The 16826-nt window shown below is 56.9% G+C and carries 13 protein-coding genes; 11 read left to right on the top strand and 2 right to left on the bottom strand.

Going from position 1 to position 16826, the window contains the following annotated elements; translation table 11 throughout:
• Positions 1–24 precede the first annotated feature (24 nt).
• A complete protein-coding gene (locus tag ACR0J0_RS10515; protein WP_480663680.1) occupies positions 25–1992 on the bottom strand; it encodes a 3-hydroxyacyl-CoA dehydrogenase NAD-binding domain-containing protein in 1968 nt (655 codons plus the stop codon).
• Positions 1989–2816 carry an alpha/beta hydrolase gene (locus ACR0J0_RS10510; protein ID WP_480663678.1) on the bottom strand — a complete coding sequence of 276 codons (828 nt, stop codon included), beginning with the start codon at positions 2814–2816 and terminating at the stop codon, positions 1989–1991. The genes ACR0J0_RS10515 and ACR0J0_RS10510 overlap by 4 nt, the downstream gene beginning before the upstream one ends.
• A gap of 319 nt (positions 2817–3135) precedes the next feature.
• On the opposite strand from ACR0J0_RS10510, the gene ACR0J0_RS10505 reads away from it, so the two are divergent.
• From ACR0J0_RS10505 to ACR0J0_RS10455, 11 genes are all read left to right on the top strand, one after another.
• Entirely contained in the window at positions 3136–5433 is a 2298-nt protein-coding gene (locus ACR0J0_RS10505) for a bifunctional salicylyl-CoA 5-hydroxylase/oxidoreductase (protein ID WP_480663676.1), read from the top strand.
• Positions 5430–6173, top strand: a complete 744-nt coding sequence (locus tag ACR0J0_RS10500; RefSeq protein ID WP_480663674.1) for an SDR family NAD(P)-dependent oxidoreductase — start codon at positions 5430–5432, stop codon at positions 6171–6173. The genes ACR0J0_RS10505 and ACR0J0_RS10500 overlap by 4 nt, the downstream gene beginning before the upstream one ends.
• Positions 6174–6186: 13 nt before the next feature.
• On the top strand, positions 6187–6987 hold the full coding sequence (locus ACR0J0_RS10495) for an enoyl-CoA hydratase family protein (RefSeq protein ID WP_480663672.1): 801 nt from the start codon (positions 6187–6189) through the stop codon (positions 6985–6987).
• Complete coding sequence (locus ACR0J0_RS10490) at positions 6987–8150, top strand: acyl-CoA dehydrogenase family protein (protein ID WP_480663670.1); 1164 nt, start codon at positions 6987–6989, stop codon at positions 8148–8150. Before ACR0J0_RS10495 ends, ACR0J0_RS10490 begins: the two co-directional genes overlap by 1 nt.
• A gap of 2 nt (positions 8151–8152) precedes the next feature.
• Positions 8153–9772, top strand: coding sequence for an AMP-binding protein (locus ACR0J0_RS10485; RefSeq protein WP_480663668.1), 1620 nt, complete (start codon positions 8153–8155; stop codon positions 9770–9772).
• A complete protein-coding gene (locus ACR0J0_RS10480; RefSeq protein WP_480663666.1) occupies positions 9769–10608 on the top strand; it encodes a tryptophan 2,3-dioxygenase in 840 nt (279 codons plus the stop codon). The genes ACR0J0_RS10485 and ACR0J0_RS10480 overlap by 4 nt, the downstream gene beginning before the upstream one ends.
• A 1-nt stretch (position 10609) precedes the next feature.
• The gene (kynU, locus tag ACR0J0_RS10475) at positions 10610–11806 is read left to right on the top strand and encodes a kynureninase (RefSeq protein ID WP_480663664.1); all 1197 of its coding nucleotides are present in this window, start codon (positions 10610–10612) and stop codon (positions 11804–11806) included.
• A 64-nt stretch (positions 11807–11870) separates the two neighbouring features.
• Positions 11871–12275, top strand: coding sequence for a RidA family protein (locus ACR0J0_RS10470; RefSeq protein ID WP_480663663.1), 405 nt, complete (start codon positions 11871–11873; stop codon positions 12273–12275).
• Positions 12276–13023: 748 nt separating this feature from the next.
• Positions 13024–13899 carry a type IV pili methyl-accepting chemotaxis transducer N-terminal domain-containing protein gene (locus ACR0J0_RS10465; RefSeq protein WP_480663660.1) on the top strand — a complete coding sequence of 292 codons (876 nt, stop codon included), beginning with the start codon at positions 13024–13026 and terminating at the stop codon, positions 13897–13899.
• Positions 13900–13951: 52 nt separating this feature from the next.
• Complete coding sequence (locus ACR0J0_RS10460; protein ID WP_480663658.1) at positions 13952–14842, top strand: type IV pili methyl-accepting chemotaxis transducer N-terminal domain-containing protein; 891 nt, start codon at positions 13952–13954, stop codon at positions 14840–14842.
• Positions 14843–15007: 165 nt separating this feature from the next.
• Positions 15008–16702: a phosphate ABC transporter substrate-binding/OmpA family protein gene (locus ACR0J0_RS10455; protein ID WP_480663656.1), complete on the top strand. Its 1695-nt coding sequence runs from the start codon at positions 15008–15010 to the stop codon at positions 16700–16702.
• The last annotated feature ends 124 nt before the right edge of the window (positions 16703–16826 follow it).

The following is a 16826-nucleotide window of genomic DNA, read 5'->3' as shown; positions in this document are numbered from 1 at the left end:
CACGCTTTTCGGCAAACCTTTCGATTATGATCCGCTAGGCCGCCGGTTTTCCGCGATAAACATAGGTCCCCCTTTCCATCTGGGGAAGCCAAACGCATTCACCATGGCAACATCAATATCCTGCGCACACCGGGCGATCCCCTCATCAAGAATGGCCTGCCCTTCAGCCTGCATACGCTCAAGTATGCGACCCATGATGTGCTCAGCGCTCATTTTCCGACGGGTGATCCCTTTGCGGCTGGACGCTGAAACAACCAGTTCTTCCACCTCAGGATTGGGCGATCGCTGTTTGCCGTTATAGATGTACCAGCCACGGCCGGTCTTTTGCCCAAACCAACCCTTTTCACAAATCCTGTCCGCGATCTCGACATATCTCAGATCCGGATCGCGCGTTGCCGCCTGCCGCTTGCGCATCGCCCACGCGATATCCAACCCCGCCAGATCCTGCATCTGGAAAACACCCATCGGCAGCCCAAACTCGACCATTGCAGCGTCGATTTCCCAAGGCAGTGCACCATCTTCCAACATGTACTCACACTCGCGGCGATAGGATGACATAATCCGGTTGGCAATAAACCCGTCGCAAACGCCGGACGTGACGCAGATCTTGCCCAGCTGTTTTCCAAACCCGATGCAACTGGCCAGAACCGCATCCGACACCTGATCGGGGGCAACGATTTCAAGCAGTTTCATGATATGAGCCGGAGAGAAGAAATGCAGCCCGATCACCCGTTCCGGGTGGCCGACGGATCGAGCGATTTCGCTCACGTCCAGATAGGACGTGTTCGAGGCGAGGATCGCATCGGGTCGGGCAACGGCGGCAAGGTCAGCAAAGACAGACTTCTTGACCTCCATGTCCTCAAACACGGCCTCAATCACCAAGTCCGCAGTCGCGAAATCGGTATAGCTGGTGGTCGATCGAAAGTTCCGCTCAAGCCATTCAAGCCGGCTTTGGGAAATCAATCCACGCTTCAGACTGCCCGACAGGATTCCCACCACGCGATCCGCGCCCGCCTGGGCCGCGCTTGCGTCGCGCTCGGCCATCGTTACATTCAACCCGGCCAGAAGACAGGCCGCAGCGATCCCGGCTCCCATTGTTCCGCCGCCAACAACGCCAACGGTTTTGATTTCCTTTTTCGTCAAGCCCTTCAGGCGACTCAACCGACCGGCATCGCGTTCAGCAAAGAACATATATCGCAACGCGTTTGATTGCGGAGACTCCTTGAGCCGCAGGAAGGTCTCGCGCTCCTTCGTCAGCGCTGCGTCTGCTGATAGGTCCAGCGCATCCCTAACAGCAGACGCTGCAGCCACCGGAGACAGCTGGCCACGGGCCTTATTTTCGATCTTCTCTATTTTGCTCTCAAACGCCGCCCTATCCGACACCATAATCACCGGGCGATTCAGAGTTGACTGGTGGTCGCCAGACGCGCCTTTTGCGCGAGCAAGCTCCACTGCATCTTCCAAAAGGCCCTCCTCGGCTAGCGCATCAATCAGACCGGCTCCCAAGGCTTTCTGCGCCTTGATGGGTTTACCACCGGATATCATGTCGAGCGCCAGTTCTGCCGGAACCAGGCGCGGTAGTTGCACAGTGCCTCCGGCACCGGGGATGAGACCCAGATTGACTTCAGGCAATCCAAGAAGCGTATCTTCCATGGCGATACGCGAATGACAGGCCATTGCCAGTTCCAGCCCACCCCCCAAAACCGTGCCGTGCAACGCGGCGACCCATGGCTTTTCGGCCACTTCAATAGCCCTGAGAACATCCGGCAGCAGAGGGCCGACAGGCGGTTTGCCAAACTCTCTTACGTCTGCGCCCGCGACAAAGGTACGCCCGGAGCAAGCCAGCACAACGGCCTGCACGGTCGGGTCGTTCTCGGTTTCACGCAAGGCATCCAGCAAACCTTGCCGCACACTCTGACCAAGCGCGTTTACCGGCGGGTTGTCGATTGTCACAACCCCGATCGTGCCGCGTTTTGTAAGCGTAACCGTCATGACCGTTCTCCGATAAGGGTTTTGACCAGCATGCTTTCGGGGTCAGTGAGGTCGTCGATGACATCGAAATGGTGGCGCCCGACCTCGACGTGAAGCCGCGTGTTTATGCCGACGGACCGCCAGCGCTCTGCCAGCAACGCCGATTGCCGTAGGAACTCAGGCCGCTCGTCATTGCCAACCCAGCACACCAGATCAGACCCTGCCCTGGGGGTGCTCAGAACCGCGCTTTCCGCGGCGGCAGTTTTGTCCGTCAGGCCAAGCTGGCTGTTCATCTGGCTCAGCTTCAATGGCCGCAGATCATGAAGACCACTGATAGACACAACACGCTTGATGCGCGCGGACACGTTGGCCCGCAGCGGTGAATTCTCGCACATCATCCGGGTTACAAGCTGGCCACCCGCAGAATGCCCAGACAGGCAGATCGGTCCATCTATGCGCTGTGCCGCCTCGGTTATTGCGTTTGCAATTTGGCGCGTGATTTCCGGTATCTCGGCTTCAGGAGCAAGAACGTAACTTGGCAGGCAAACTGCCCAGCCGTGCTCTAAGGCGCCTTGGGCCAGATGGGACCAATCCGACTTGTCAAATCTCAGCCAGTACCCGCCGTGCACGATCACGGCCAACCCGCGTGCCTTACCCGCTGGAAGGAAAAGATCCAGCTTTTCGCGTGGGTGTGCACCATAGGCGATGTTTAGTTGCGCATTACCCGCCGTGATTCGGAACTCGGCGGCCCGCCTTTTCCAGCGCACCGGGTACGCCATCCCGTCCGGAATGAAATCGGCATTTGCGAACGCTTCGGTCCAATCAATTCCCGCTTCGTTTGTCATTTGAATGCCCGCACCCTGTTGAGGTTTCTGCCCGAATTCAGGGTTCGAATCTTACAGCTATCAACCACCTCGGGACTAGCAGAGCGGATCATGCACTCCCCACCCCAAACGAGAAAAATTGTCAGCTGTGAGGGGCTGCAAAGTGGGCATGCGGGCTGCATGCCAATCGCAAAAGGGGTCATTAAGTCGGACTTTCTCTGGTGCGGATCAGGTTAGTGAGACCATAATACTTCAAACTTAAATATTCAAGCTTGAAGCAAATAAGGAAACAACCTAGGATGTATTCAAAATGAAGCCCTGATTTCGGATGGAGGCACACATGAAGATTGCCTGTTTAGGGGGCGGGCCGGCGGGTCTGTATTTTGCGATTTCCATGAAGCTGCGCGATCCATCGCATGAAGTCGTGGTGTTCGAGCGCAACCGGTCAAACGACACGTTTGGCTGGGGCGTAGTGTTGTCTGATGACGCCCTTGAAAACCTACAGGAAAACGACCCCAAAAGCGCGCAGGCGATCCGTGAAAACTTTGCCTATTGGGATGACATTGCCGTCGTGCATGATGGCGTCCGCACCGTATCCGGCGGGCACGGTTTTGCCGGCATAGGCCGAAAGCAGATGCTGATCCTGCTACAGGACCGCGCGCGGGAATTGGGCGTCGATCTGCGATTCGAGGCTGAGTTCGGAACCGCGGCAGAATTCAAGGATGACTACGATCTCGTTGTAGCTTGCGATGGCATCAACTCACAGACCCGCACTGCCTTCGCAGAACATTTCAAACCCGACGTCGATGTGCGGGCTTGTAAATTCATCTGGCTGGGCACCCATCAGAAATTCGACGACGCCTTTACCTTCATTTTCGAAAAGACTGAGCACGGCTGGATCTGGGGGCATGTCTATCAGTTCGATGATGACACAGCGACATTCATCGTAGAATGCGCGCAAGACACCTGGGACCGGTTCGATTTTGAGGCCATGTCGAAAGAAGAGATCATCGCCACCTGTCAGGATGTGTTTGCCGCGCATCTTGATGGCCACGCCCTGATGTCCAACGCAGATCACCTGCGCGGATCGGCCGTCTGGATGAACTTCCCGCGGATACTTTGCGAGAAATGGTATCATGACAATGTCGTCCTGCTGGGCGATGCTTCCGCGACCGCACATTTTTCGATCGGCTCGGGCTCTCGACTGGCGTTTGACAGCGCAATTGCCCTCGCCAACTACCTGCATTCCGAACCGTCGATGGAGGCGGCCTTCCAACGCTATCAGGAAGAGCGTCGTCTGGAAGTATTGCGCCTGCAATCCGCCGCCCGCAACTCGCTGGAATGGTTTGAAGATGTGGAACGGTATCTGGACCTCGATCCGGTTCAGTTCAACTATTCTCTGCTGACGCGGTCGCAGCGCATCAGTCACGAAAACCTGCGCCTGCGGGATCCGAAATGGCTGGAATCGGCTGAGCGCTGGTTCCAGACACAGGCTGGCGTCGCCGAGGATGCACCAGTACGTGCCCCGATGTTCGCACCCTACAAGTTGCGGGACATGGAGCTGCAGAACCGGATCGTCGTATCGCCCATGGCACAATACAAGGCTGTCGATGGATCGCCGACCGACTGGCATCTTGTGCATCTGGGCGAACGGGCAAAAGGGGGCGCAGGGCTTGTCTATACCGAGATGACCTGCGTATCCGACACTGGCCGCATCACGCCGGGATGCCCCGGTCTGTACAAAGACGAGCATGAAGCCGCATGGAAGCGGATCACCGACTTTGTGCACCACGAGACTGAGGCCAAGATCTGTTGCCAGATCGGCCATTCCGGTCGCAAGGGTTCAACCAATCTGGGCTGGGAGGGGATGGATAAGCCCCTCGGCAACGGAAACTGGGACCTGATCTCTGCTTCCGAGATTCCGTGGTCGCCCGACAACGCAACACCCCGTGCGATGACGCGCGCCGACATGGATGAGGTCACGGCACAGTTTGCGGCATCCGCCAAAATGGCTGACCGCGCGGGCTTTGATATGATTGAGCTGCATGCGGCGCACGGGTATCTGATATCCTCTTTCATCTCCCCGGTGGCCAACACACGCACGGACGAGTACGGCGGGTCTCTGGAAAACCGGCTACGCTACCCGCTTGAGGTATTTGCCTCGATGCGGGCGGCCTGGCCTTCTGAAAAGCCCATGGCGGTCCGAATTTCAGCCAATGATTGGGTCGGCGAAGACGGTGTCACCCCCGAGGAAGCGGTCGAAATTGCCCGCGCCTTCCAAGACGCAGGCGCTGATATCATTGACGTGTCCGCTGGTCAGACCACCATTGACGCAAAACCGGTATATGGACGGATGTTCCAGACACCTTTTTCGGACCGCATTCGCAACGAAACCGGCATCCGGACCATGGCCGTCGGCAACATCTATGAACCCGATCACGTGAATTCGATCCTGATGGCCGGGCGCGCGGATCTTGTGTGTCTGGCCCGCCCGCATCTGGCTGACCCCTACTGGACGCTGCATGCGGGTGCCTCAATCGGTGATCGCCACGCGGATTGGCCGCTCCCGTACCTGGCGGGTCGGGATCAAAGCTGGCGACTGGCGGATCGCGAAGCAGAGGTTTTGGGTAAGGTATGACGATTTCGGGGAAACATGTCATCGTGACGGGCGGCGGATCCGGTGTCGGCGCCGAAACGGCGCGCGCGTTCGCGCAGGCCGGCGCCAAGGTCACAATCATGGGCCGCGGTCAGCAACAACTGCAGGCTCAGGGGCTGTCCTGGCAGGTTTGCGATGTCACCGATCCTGCCTCTGTTTCTTCTGCCTTTGACACCGCACGGGCCGAGCACGGCGATATCGCAGTCGTCGTGGCAAATGCCGGGGCTGCGCTTTCGGTGCCTTTCGAGAAAATGTCGCCGGATGACTTGAACACCATGCTGGGCGTCAACCTGACCGGCGTCTTCAACGTATGGCAGGCCGCATTGCCCGACATGAAAGCTGCGGGCTGGGGTCGGATGATTGCCATTGCCTCAACGGCTGGCCTTAAGGGATACTCGTACGTGTCGGGATACTGCGCTGCCAAGCACGGCGTTGTGGGGCTAACCCGTGCGCTGTCTCTGGAATTGGCATCGTCGGGCATAACAGTGAATGCGATTTGCCCAGGTTTCATCGAAACACCGATGCTGGACCGGAGCATAGCCAACATTACCGAAAAGACCGGCATGACTTCGGAACAAGCCGCCGAGTCGCTTTGGCGCAATAACCCGCAGAAACGGTTTGTCCAGACCGACGAGGTGGCCGGAACGGCAATGTGGCTTTGCTCGGATGCCGCACGATCGGTCAACGGGCACGCGCTCAGCATTTCGGGTGGAGAAATATGACAGGGAGAGATCAATGCGCAGCGAGGTGACGCATTTCAGATGTGAAATTTCCGACGGTATCGCCACTGTGGCGCTGAACCGACCGGAGCGAAAGAACCCCCTGTCTTTTGACAGCTATGCCGAACTGCGGGACTGGTTCCGTGACCTGCACTACAGCGACACCGTCAAGGCCGTCATTTTTGCGCCCAACGACGGGAATTTCAGCTCTGGCGGGGATGTTCACGAAATCATTGGCCCGCTGACCAAAATGAACATGAAAGAGCTGCTGGCCTTCACCCGGATGACCGGAGATCTGATAAAGGCAATGGTGAATTGCGGCAAGCCGATCATTGCGGCCGTTGACGGTATCAGCGCAGGGGCTGGTGCCATCATCGCCATGGCGTCGGATCTCAGGATCGCCACGCCCGAGGCAAAAACCGCTTTTCTGTTCAACCGTGTGGGTCTGGCGGGCTGCGATATGGGGGCTTGCGCCATCCTGCCCCGGATCATCGGCCAGGGCCGCGCCGCCGAACTACTGTATCTGGGCCGCTCGATGACCGCCGAAGAAGGCGCGGCCTGGGGATACTTCAACCGGGTCGTGCCGCAGGACCAGTTGCTGGACACGGCAAACGATCTGGCACGCCGGATCGCTGACGGGCCGGGTTTCGCGAACATGATAACAAAAACGATGTTGGCGCAGGAATGGTCGATGTCGATTGAGCAAGCGATCGAAGCCGAAGCGCAGGCGCAAGCAATTTGTATGCAAGGTCAGGATTTTCACCGCGCCTACAATGCGTTTGTGGCCAAGGAAAAACCTGTATTCGAGGGTAACTGATGCCGGACAAGAGCTTTCTCAACTGGCCGTTTTTTGAGGACCGTCACCGGGATCTGGCCGCGCACCTGGAGGGTTGGGCGGCGACCGAATTGGCGGGTATCGATCACTCTGACACGGATCAGGCCTGTCGCGATCTGGTCACGGCATTGGGGCGCGACGGTTGGCTGGAACATACTGCCGTTGATCCCGAAGGCGGTGCAATGCTTGACGTCCGGAGCCTGTGCCTCATTCGTGAGACATTGGCCCGGCACGATGGGTTGGCTGATTTTTCCTTTGCCATGCAGGGACTTGGAACCGGCGCGATATCGCTGTTCGGCACCAAGGCCCAGCAATCCGAATGGTTGTCCCAGACCCGTGCGGGTCAGGCGATCTCGGCATTTGCGCTGACAGAACCTCAGTCCGGGTCCGATGTTGCCAGTTCGACCATGACGGCCGTGCAGGATGGCGATGACTTCATTCTCAACGGCGAAAAGACGTGGATTTCCAATGGGGGAATTGCCGACGTCTATACCCTCTTTGCCCGCACCGGCGAAGCACCGGGTGCCAAAGGTCTTTCCGCCTTTATTGTTCCCGCTGGAATACCGGGGTTCGAGGTAGTTGAGCGTCTTGAGACAATCGCGCCTCATCCGCTTGCAAGGCTCAGATTCACGGATTGTCGCATCCCCTCCTCTGCTCTCATCGGGGAACGAGGCTCAGGGTTCAAGATTGCCATGTCGGTTCTGGACGTGTTCCGGACCACCGTGGCAGCCGCCGCGCTGGGATTTGCACGCCGTGCCCTGGACGAAACCCTGAGCCGGGTCGCCACCCGCCACCTTCAGGGCGCACCGCTGTTCGATCTGCAGATGGTGCAGGGTCACGTTGCTGACATGGCGCTGGATGTCGATGCTGCTGCACTGCTGGTCTATCGCGCCGCCTGGACCAAGGATAGCGGAGCACCGAGAGTAACGCGCGAAGCCGCTATGGCCAAGTTGTTCGCAACGGATCAGGCACAGGTCGTGATCGACAAGGCAGTTCAGCTGCACGGCGGAGACGGCGTGAAGGCCGACGAACCCGTCGAGAAGCTCTATCGCGATATCCGCGCCCTTCGGATCTACGAAGGTGCCTCAGACGTTCAGCGCGTCGTCATCGCACGTCAGGCGCTCAACGCAAACCACGGAGTATGATCATGCTCAGGGATTCAGCTCATACCGACACGTTTACCCGCGACAACCTGCCGGAAACCGACACATGGCCGGAATTGCTGCTGGACGGTTTTGACTATCCCGATCGTCTGAACGCGGCGGTCGAGTTGACGGATGCCATGGTTGCAAAGGGTTTCGGTGATCATACGGCGTTGATCGGCAATGGTCGCCGCCGCACGTATAAAGAGCTGATGGACTGGACCAACCGTCTGGCTCATGCCCTGGTGAGTGATCTTGGCGTAAAGCCAGGCAACCGCGTTTTGATCCGGTCCGCCAACAACCCGGCCATGGTTGCCTGCTGGCTGGCCGCCACCAAGGCGGGCGCAGTGGTGGTCAATACAATGCCGATGCTGCGGGCGGCGGAACTGGCGAAATATGTAGACAAGGCCGAGGTGACCCACGCGTTGTGCGACACCCGTCTGATGGATGAAATGACCGCCTGCGCCAAGGGCAGCAAATTCCTCAAAACCGTTGTGGGGTTTGACGGTACTGCAAATCATGATGCCGAACTGGATCGTCTGGCACTGGAAAAACCTGTGACTTTCGACGCGGTAGAGACGGCACAGGATGATGTTGCACTGATCGGGTTCACATCGGGATCAACCGGTGAACCCAAGGGCACGATGCACTTTCACCGCGATCTGCTGATCATCGCCGACGGCTATGCAAAAGAAGTGCTGAACGTCACGCCAGAGGATGTCTTCATAGGATCGCCGCCGCTGGCTTTTACCTTTGGACTGGGCGGGTTGGCCGTTTTCCCGCTGCGTTTCGGGGCGACAGCGACACTTTTGGAGAATGCCTCGCCGCCGAACATGGTGGACGTTATCGAACAATATGGGGCAACGATCTGCTTCACCGCCCCAACGGCCTACCGGGCCATGATGCGGGCCATGGATGAAGGGGCCGATCTTTCCTCTTTGCGTGCGGCCGTTTCCGCAGGTGAGACCTTGCCCGGTCCGGTCTACGACGACTGGATTGCGAAAACGGGCAAGCCAATGCTCGACGGAATTGGTGCAACCGAGATGTTGCATATCTTTGTCACCAACCGTTTTGAAGACCACAAACCGGCCTGCACGGGCAAACCGGTCACGGGATATGTGGCCAAAATTATCGACAACGACGGCAAGGAGGTGCCCGTTGGTGAGGTCGGCCGCCTTGCGATACGTGGTCCAACCGGATGCCGGTACCTGAGAGGCGAACGCCAGAAGGAATACGTCCAGGACGGTTGGAACGTGTCGGGCGATGCCTTTTACCGTGATCAGGACGGGTATTTTCATTTTGCCGCCCGGAACGACGACATAATCGTTTCATCGGGATACAATATTGCCGGTCCCGAAGTTGAAGCGGCCTTGCTTAGCCACGAAGCAGTCGCCGAATGCGCCGTCATCGGGTTCCCTGACGAAGCCCGCGGTGCAATCGTTCAGGCGCATGTCGTTCTCTCATCCGGCCACAACCCCGACGAGGACATGGTCAAAGCGTTGCAGGACCACGTCAAAGCATCCATCGCCCCATTCAAATACCCCCGTTCGATCGTCTTTGCGCAGACTTTGCCGAAAACCGAAACGGGAAAAATCCAGCGTTTCAGATTGAAGGAAAAGTCATGAGCGCGCAGCCATATGATCCGGGCTCGGAAGGAGCAAAGATGCGCTTCAAGGACGCTATGTCTTATGGCGACTACCTGAAGCTGGACAACCTGTTGAATCAACAATGCCCGTTGTCAAACGCCCATGACGAGATGCTGTTCATCATTCAGCATCAGACCAGCGAGCTTTGGATGAAGCTGGCCCTTCATGAAATGTCCGTAGCCCGAGACGCGTTGAACGCAGGAAACATGTCCCACATGTTCAAAATGCTGGCGCGTGTGTCGCGAATTTTCGAGCAGCTCAACAATGCATGGGACGTTCTGCGCACGATGACGCCCGCCGACTACACCAGGTTTCGCGAGGCGCTTGGTCCGTCGTCGGGATTTCAATCCTATCAGTACCGAATGATCGAATACGTTCTGGGCAACAGAAACCCCAACATGCTCAAACCGCACGAGCATAATGCGGAAGTGCGTGAAATACTCAGCACAGAACTGGCCCGTCCGAGCTTCTATGACGATGTCATCCGGTTGTTGTTCACCACTATCGACGGGCCCGACGCGAAAATCCCGGAACCGCAGCTGAATTCGCCACATACCCCCCTGCCCGAGGTACAGGCCAAGTGGAGGCAGGTTTACGAGGACGTAGACACCTACTGGACTCTGTATGAACTCGGCGAAAAGCTTGTCGATCTCGAGGACTACTTCAGGCGCTGGCGCTTCAACCACGTCACCACTGTTGAGCGGGTGATAGGATTCAAGCGCGGGACGGGCGGGACATCCGGCGTGGAATACCTGCGTCGAATGCTCAGCGTTGAGCTCTTCCCGGAACTCTGGCACTTGCGCGGAGAGCTTTGAGATGCCCGAAAACACCGTTTACCGAAAGCATCTGTTCGATATTCCGGACGACGTAATTTACCTCGACGGAAACTCTCTCGGCCCGCTTCCCAAAACGGCGGCAGACCGCGCGCTGGCAACCATTCGGTCCGAATGGGGACAGGAGTTGATCAAAGCGTGGAACACGGCCGACTGGATATCTCTGCCCCAGAGGGTTGGCGATAAGATTGCCCGGCTGATCGGTGCGCCAGCGGGATCGGTCGCAACTGGCGACACGTTGTCGATCAAGGAATATCAGGCACTGGCCGCCGCTTTGAAAATGCGCCCTGAAAGGCGTGTCATATTGTCGGATGATGGCAATTTTCCAACTGATCTCTATATGGCGCAGGGGCTGATCGAAACCATCGACAAAGGGTACGAACTGCGCACCACGGCACCGGAAGATGTCGCGGACGCCATCAACAAAGACGTGGCCGTGGTCATGCTGACCGAAGTGGATTTTCGCACAGGTCGCAAGCACGACATGATCGAGATCACCCGCCGCGCCCATGAGGCCGGAGCGGTCATGATCTGGGATCTTGCCCACAGCGCAGGCGCGTTTCCCGTCAATCTGATCGCCAGCAAGGCCGAATTTGCGACGGGCTGTACCTACAAGTACCTAAATGGCGGCCCCGGTGCTCCGGCGTTCATCTATGTGCGGCCTGACCTCGTTGAAACGGTACAGCCCGCGCTTGCGGGGTGGATGGGGCATGAGGCTCCGTTTGCCATGGACCCACAGTACCGCCCGGCAATGTCGACCGAACGTTTGCGTGTTGGTACGCCTCCTGTGGTTCAGCTATCGATACTGGATGAGGCTCTGCAGATCTGGGAAGACGTGGATTTGCAGGACTTACGCATGGCCTCGGTCGCCCTGTCCGAAAGGTTCATTGCCGAGGTCGAGGACCGCTGCCCGCAGCTGCAACTGGCCTCGCCACGTGATCCGTCCGAACGCGGCTCGCAGGTCTCGTTTGCTTACGAGCACGGCTATCCTTCCATGCAGGCGCTGATAGACAGAGGCGTGATCGGCGATTTCCGGTCACCGGACATCATGCGGTTCGGTTTCACCCCGCTCTACCTGAACGTAGACGATGTCGTCGCCGCTGCGAAAATCATCGAGACCGTGATTCAAAACGAGCTCTGGCGAGACCCGAAATACCAACTGAGATCGCGCGTAACCTGAGATCGGCGCGCCAGCTTCGGCCCTCTTGCACACACTGCCCGAAACCAAGCGGAAGAGACAAAAGATGAACCTGAAAGAAATTCACCCCGACGGATGGGCCCCCGCACTTGGCTACGCAAACGGCATGCTGGCCGAGAACGGAACGCTTCATGTTGGCGGCCAGATCGGCTGGAACGCAAACAAGGAATTCGAATCCAAGGACTTTATCGGGCAAATGGAGCAGACCTTGCGCAATATCGTCGCCGTGGTCGAAGCCGCCGGAGGCAAATCAACGGATATCGCACGCTTGACCTGGTTCGTTAAGGACAAGGATGAATACCTGGCAAAACAACGCGAAGTCGGTCAGGCGTACCGCAGGGTGTTGGGCAAGCATTTTCCGGCCATGTCCTTGCTGATTGTCAAGGATCTGGTCGAGGATGAAGCTCTGATCGAAATTGAAGCCACGGCGCATATCTCCGGCGGTCGGTGACGGCAACAGCGTATGATTGAAGAGAAAGATCTCAAAAGTGAGTTGACCCTTTCGGATCAAGTTCACCGCTTCAATGCCATTATGCATTGCTGCCGCTGACTCGTCACGATGGAGGATTGGGTTTTTATCGTAAGTCACTGCTTGATCAACGGGCCTGGCCTAGGATCCGTTCGAAGGTGCCAAGATCAACGGCGCTGAATATCGCGCTCAATATGGCGAACCAGACCAGACGCCCGTGCTAGCTGGTTAAGATGTTTCCGACCTAATGATCTTCCCGTCCTTCTCAAAATCAGCCTGACATGGCCTGCAATTTGTAGAGTGGCAGGAGTATCGTTTGTATGGGACATTTATCCTGCGCTCTAGCAATCTTTGCACTACGTCGCGCTAGCTCTAATCGGATCGCATGTGCAACCAGACAAGTTGACCAAAGGTCCATCGCGGGAAACGGTGACGATCCTTGCTAAAAGATGGGATTTGTATCCGCGCCACTTACGCGGAAATCGCGAGGTCAACAGCCGCTCCATGGTATTAGCGAAATGACCCTCAAACCTGGCGCGTCCAAAGTTTTGTAACTGCACAGACCAAGATGCAAAAAAGGTAAACCGATTAATGGGTTCACCACCATTTAATGATCTAGGTCAAGGTGAATCACCCTAGGGCTGTATATTTCGCTCAACCCAGACAGCACGCTCGTCACAAGATGATGGGTTGAGTCGAGACCCCAACCGGTAAATCCGGAGGCCCTATAATGTTAAGAAATGTGCTTGCGATCGCTTTGGTGCTGGTTGCTCCGACAGGTTTGTTTGCGCAATCCACGACAGTGCCGGCAGATTCTGCTGCACAGGCTGCAAACCGGATCAACATCGCGGGACGCCAGCGGATGTTGTCGCAGCGAATGGCAAAGGCGGCCTGCCTGATGGCTCAGGACATCAGCACAACCACGGCTTATGACCAGCTGACCCAGGCATACAGTTTGTTCATTCGTTCAGACAGCGCCTTGCGGAGAGGAGACCCGGAATTCGGGCTGGCCCCGGAAAGCTTCAGCGCTGTGCTGGCTGCGCTGGAAGAGATTGACTCGCACTGGACAGTCTATCGGAACATTGTTGACGCCGGGATCGAAAACGCAGCGATCGAAAGTGCGGATCTCGAAGTACTCGACAACGCAAGTCTCAATGTGCTCGAGTTTATGAATTCAGCGGTTTACACCACCGCGCAAGCATATGCTTCTGCAACCCCAGACGTTCCGCTGGGCCTTGCGATGACAATCAATGTCGCCGGGCGTCAGCGTATGCTGACACAAAAGGCTGTGAAGGAAGCCTGCCTGATGCGTGTCGCAACTGACCCCAAGGTCCAGGCCGCTCGGCTGGCGAAGACAGTGGATCTGTTTGACCACTCACTAGTGGCCCTTCTGGAAGGCTTTCCGTCCGCAGGCGTTATTCCTCCATCCAACCCAGAGCTTTCCCGAAAACTAAGAGAAGTATCCGATCTTTGGGCGCCCGTGAAAGCGATCCTCGATCGCGCGGTTGCCAAAGAACAACTGACGGACCGGGATCTCGCAGCTCTTGCGAGGGAAACTGAACCTCTTCTGCGCACGATGAACGAAGCCGTCATTATGTACAGGTGACCCCAACAAAACGACCTGAGACAGCCAACTCTCAGTACAAAAGGAAACAAAAATGATCAGAATGGTTCTGACCGCAACCTTCTTGGTCTGCGCAACAGTTGCCCCGCAGACTTCGATTGCACAGGACAGCACAAGTGTGGATCAGGTCACACATCGCGTGAACATCGCCGGCCGTCAACGAATGCTAACCCAACGCATAACCAAAGCCGCCTGCCTGATGGCGCGGGATGTGGGTTTCAACACGTCATTTGACCAAATGACTCAGGCCTTTGATCTTTTTTTGCAATCGGACCAGGGATTGCGCAACGGGGACTCAGATTTGGGTCTGGATGCTGAAAGCAATGACACAGTCATCAGCGCATTGGGGGCAATTGATTCACATTGGGCCGCTTATAAGGCGATCATTGAAGCCGGCATCGACAACGCCACTATTGCCAATGCAGAGTTGGATGAACTCGACAGCGCAAGCCTACGGGTGCTGAAGTTCATGAATATCGCTGTCTACAAAATGGCACGGGCCTATGCCTCTGAAACCGCGTCGGTTTCTCTGAACCTGGCCATCACCGTTGATATCGCCGGGCGTCAGCGCATGCTGACCCAAAAAGCAGTAAAAGAGGCCTGTCTGATGCATGCGGTTGAAGACCCGTCTGAGCAGGCGGCGCGTTTGGCGGATACGGTTGAACTTTTTGATACCTCGCTGTCAGCGCTGCAGGACGGTTTTGACGATATTGGCGTCATTGCCCCGCCAACACCTGAAATCTCCCGAAAACTGCGCGAAGTCGAAGAGCTGTGGAATCCGGTGAAAAGCCTGCTGGAACGCGCGGTGAACGGTGAAGTGCTGTCAGATCGCGATCTATCAGTTCTTGCACGCGACAGTGAACCGCTGCTGCAGCGCATGAATGAGGCCGTTGCCCTTTACACAACGCAGTCCTCTTCGAACTGAAGGCATCCGTCGGGAGGCTGTAGCGGGAGCAACCCAATCCCCAGCCACCCGGTTCTTCGGCGAACCCACCAGGTGAATTTGGAGTGAAATCAGATGTCTCATGCTTCCCGGATTTCAAAATCGTTTCTGGCACACAATTCCAGACAATTGTTTGTGGTTGCCAGCATGTTCGCATCTGCTTTTGCAATAGAGGCAAACGCGCAAACGGCCAACGAAGTAGAACTGACCACTCATGACGGAGGCACAAGCGTCCGAGGCGTAATTCTGGAGTATGATGGCGCCACCTATGTTCTTCAGACAGAGTTGGGAATACTGACACTTTATGCTGCGATGCTCACGTGTTCCGGAACAGGCTGTCCCGGAGCTGACGGGACTATCGCGGAAGCGGAACCTGAAAAAGAAGTTGTCGACACACGAGTGACATTGGTCTCCCGGAGCGATGACACCGAGGTTATGGGGGAGCTGGTTGATTACAGCGACAGCTACTACGTCATTGAGACCCCGCTCGGCAGCTTTCAACTTTCCACTGATCGGGTAGACTGCGTTGGTGCCGCCTGCCCGGATCTGAAACTCTATGATCCGAAGATCGCAGTGCTTGGCGGATCCAACGCTGTGGACTTGATGATGCCCGCATTGCTGAGCGAATATGCGCTCGAGCGTGGTCTTCGATATCTGATTGAGGAGCAATCCCCAGGTCGGTCTGTTATCACTCTTCTGAGCGGTGAGGACGGTTCCGTGGTTGCCGAGATAGACATGCAGCCTGCCAGCGCGGCCGATGCCGTCTTCGCACCGGACATCACGATCACAGACCAACGGATCAACGCGGCTGCAAGTACAGAGCGGGAGTTCTTGCTTGCACTGGACAGTCGCGTTCTGATTGCCGGTGACAAGAACCCTGTCCGCGACCTGAGCATAGAAGAAATCGCGGCCATTTTGTCCGGTGATCTGCGGTCCTGGGAAAACCTGGGCGGGGGCAATTCGCCAGTCACACTACACTTGCTGGAAGGGGATAAACCGGCGCTCTTTTATCAGAAGGTCTCCGGCAGCCCCGATGGCCCGCTGGCTGCAGATACGGTATTTCATCCAAGTGCGCAGGACTTGATCAGCTCGGTCCGCGCAGACCGCACGGCGCTTGGTCTTATTGATCGCGTGCAGGTACAGCGGGACGGGGCCGACATGATGTCCATTCGTAAAGCCTGTGGGCTTATGTCTGAACCGTCCAATTTCGATCTGAAGATCAACAACTATCCATTGTCGCGCCCTGTCCTTGCATATGCCGCAGAAGAGAACCTGCACCCGGTTGCCGGTGATTTCCTTAAATGGACGCAGACAGATGCTGCGCAATCCGTGCTTGAGGATACTGGCTTTGCAAGCGCCCGACTTCAACGCATGAAGATTCAGGACATGGGCATCGCGCTCATCCACGCCGCTGCCGTGGAACCGGATTTCAGCGGGGATGAGTTTTCGTCAATGATGCAAGAGCTACGCCGTGCGGACCGCCTGTCGATCACGTTTCGCTTTGACAATGCCTCCAGCAACCTGGATGCGGAGTCGGTGCTGAACATCCGCGATCTGGCAGACCGGCTGCGCAACAGCGAATTTGACGGGCTGGAACTCCTACTTGTCGGTTTTGCCGATAGTGTGGGTGATGCGGGGCAGAATACGCGGCTTGCGCAACAACGCGCCGAGGCTGTGCGAGAGGTGCTTGCAAATGAGTTTGCCGCCGATGGGCTGAGCGGCTTTAACATTCAGGCACTCAGTTTCGGTGAACAGATGCCGCTCGATTGCAATGACACTGATGAAGGCCGGGCCAGCAATCGTCGCGTTGAGGTTTGGGTTCGGGTGCCTGAAAGCTCTTGATCAGGTAAATGCAGATTACTGTTTGTGCGTCGAACGGCGAGAAAGTTGTAAATGACGCCTGTCGCGCAACGCGCGAACAGTATTCAACCGATGAAAAGAAAAAGATCGTTCTGGATGGCCTGAA

The organism is Ruegeria sp. BF12 (genome assembly GCF_056538705.1).
The sequence above is the reverse complement of the archived record's forward strand: the minus strand, read 5'-3'. Positions and strand labels throughout refer to the sequence as shown.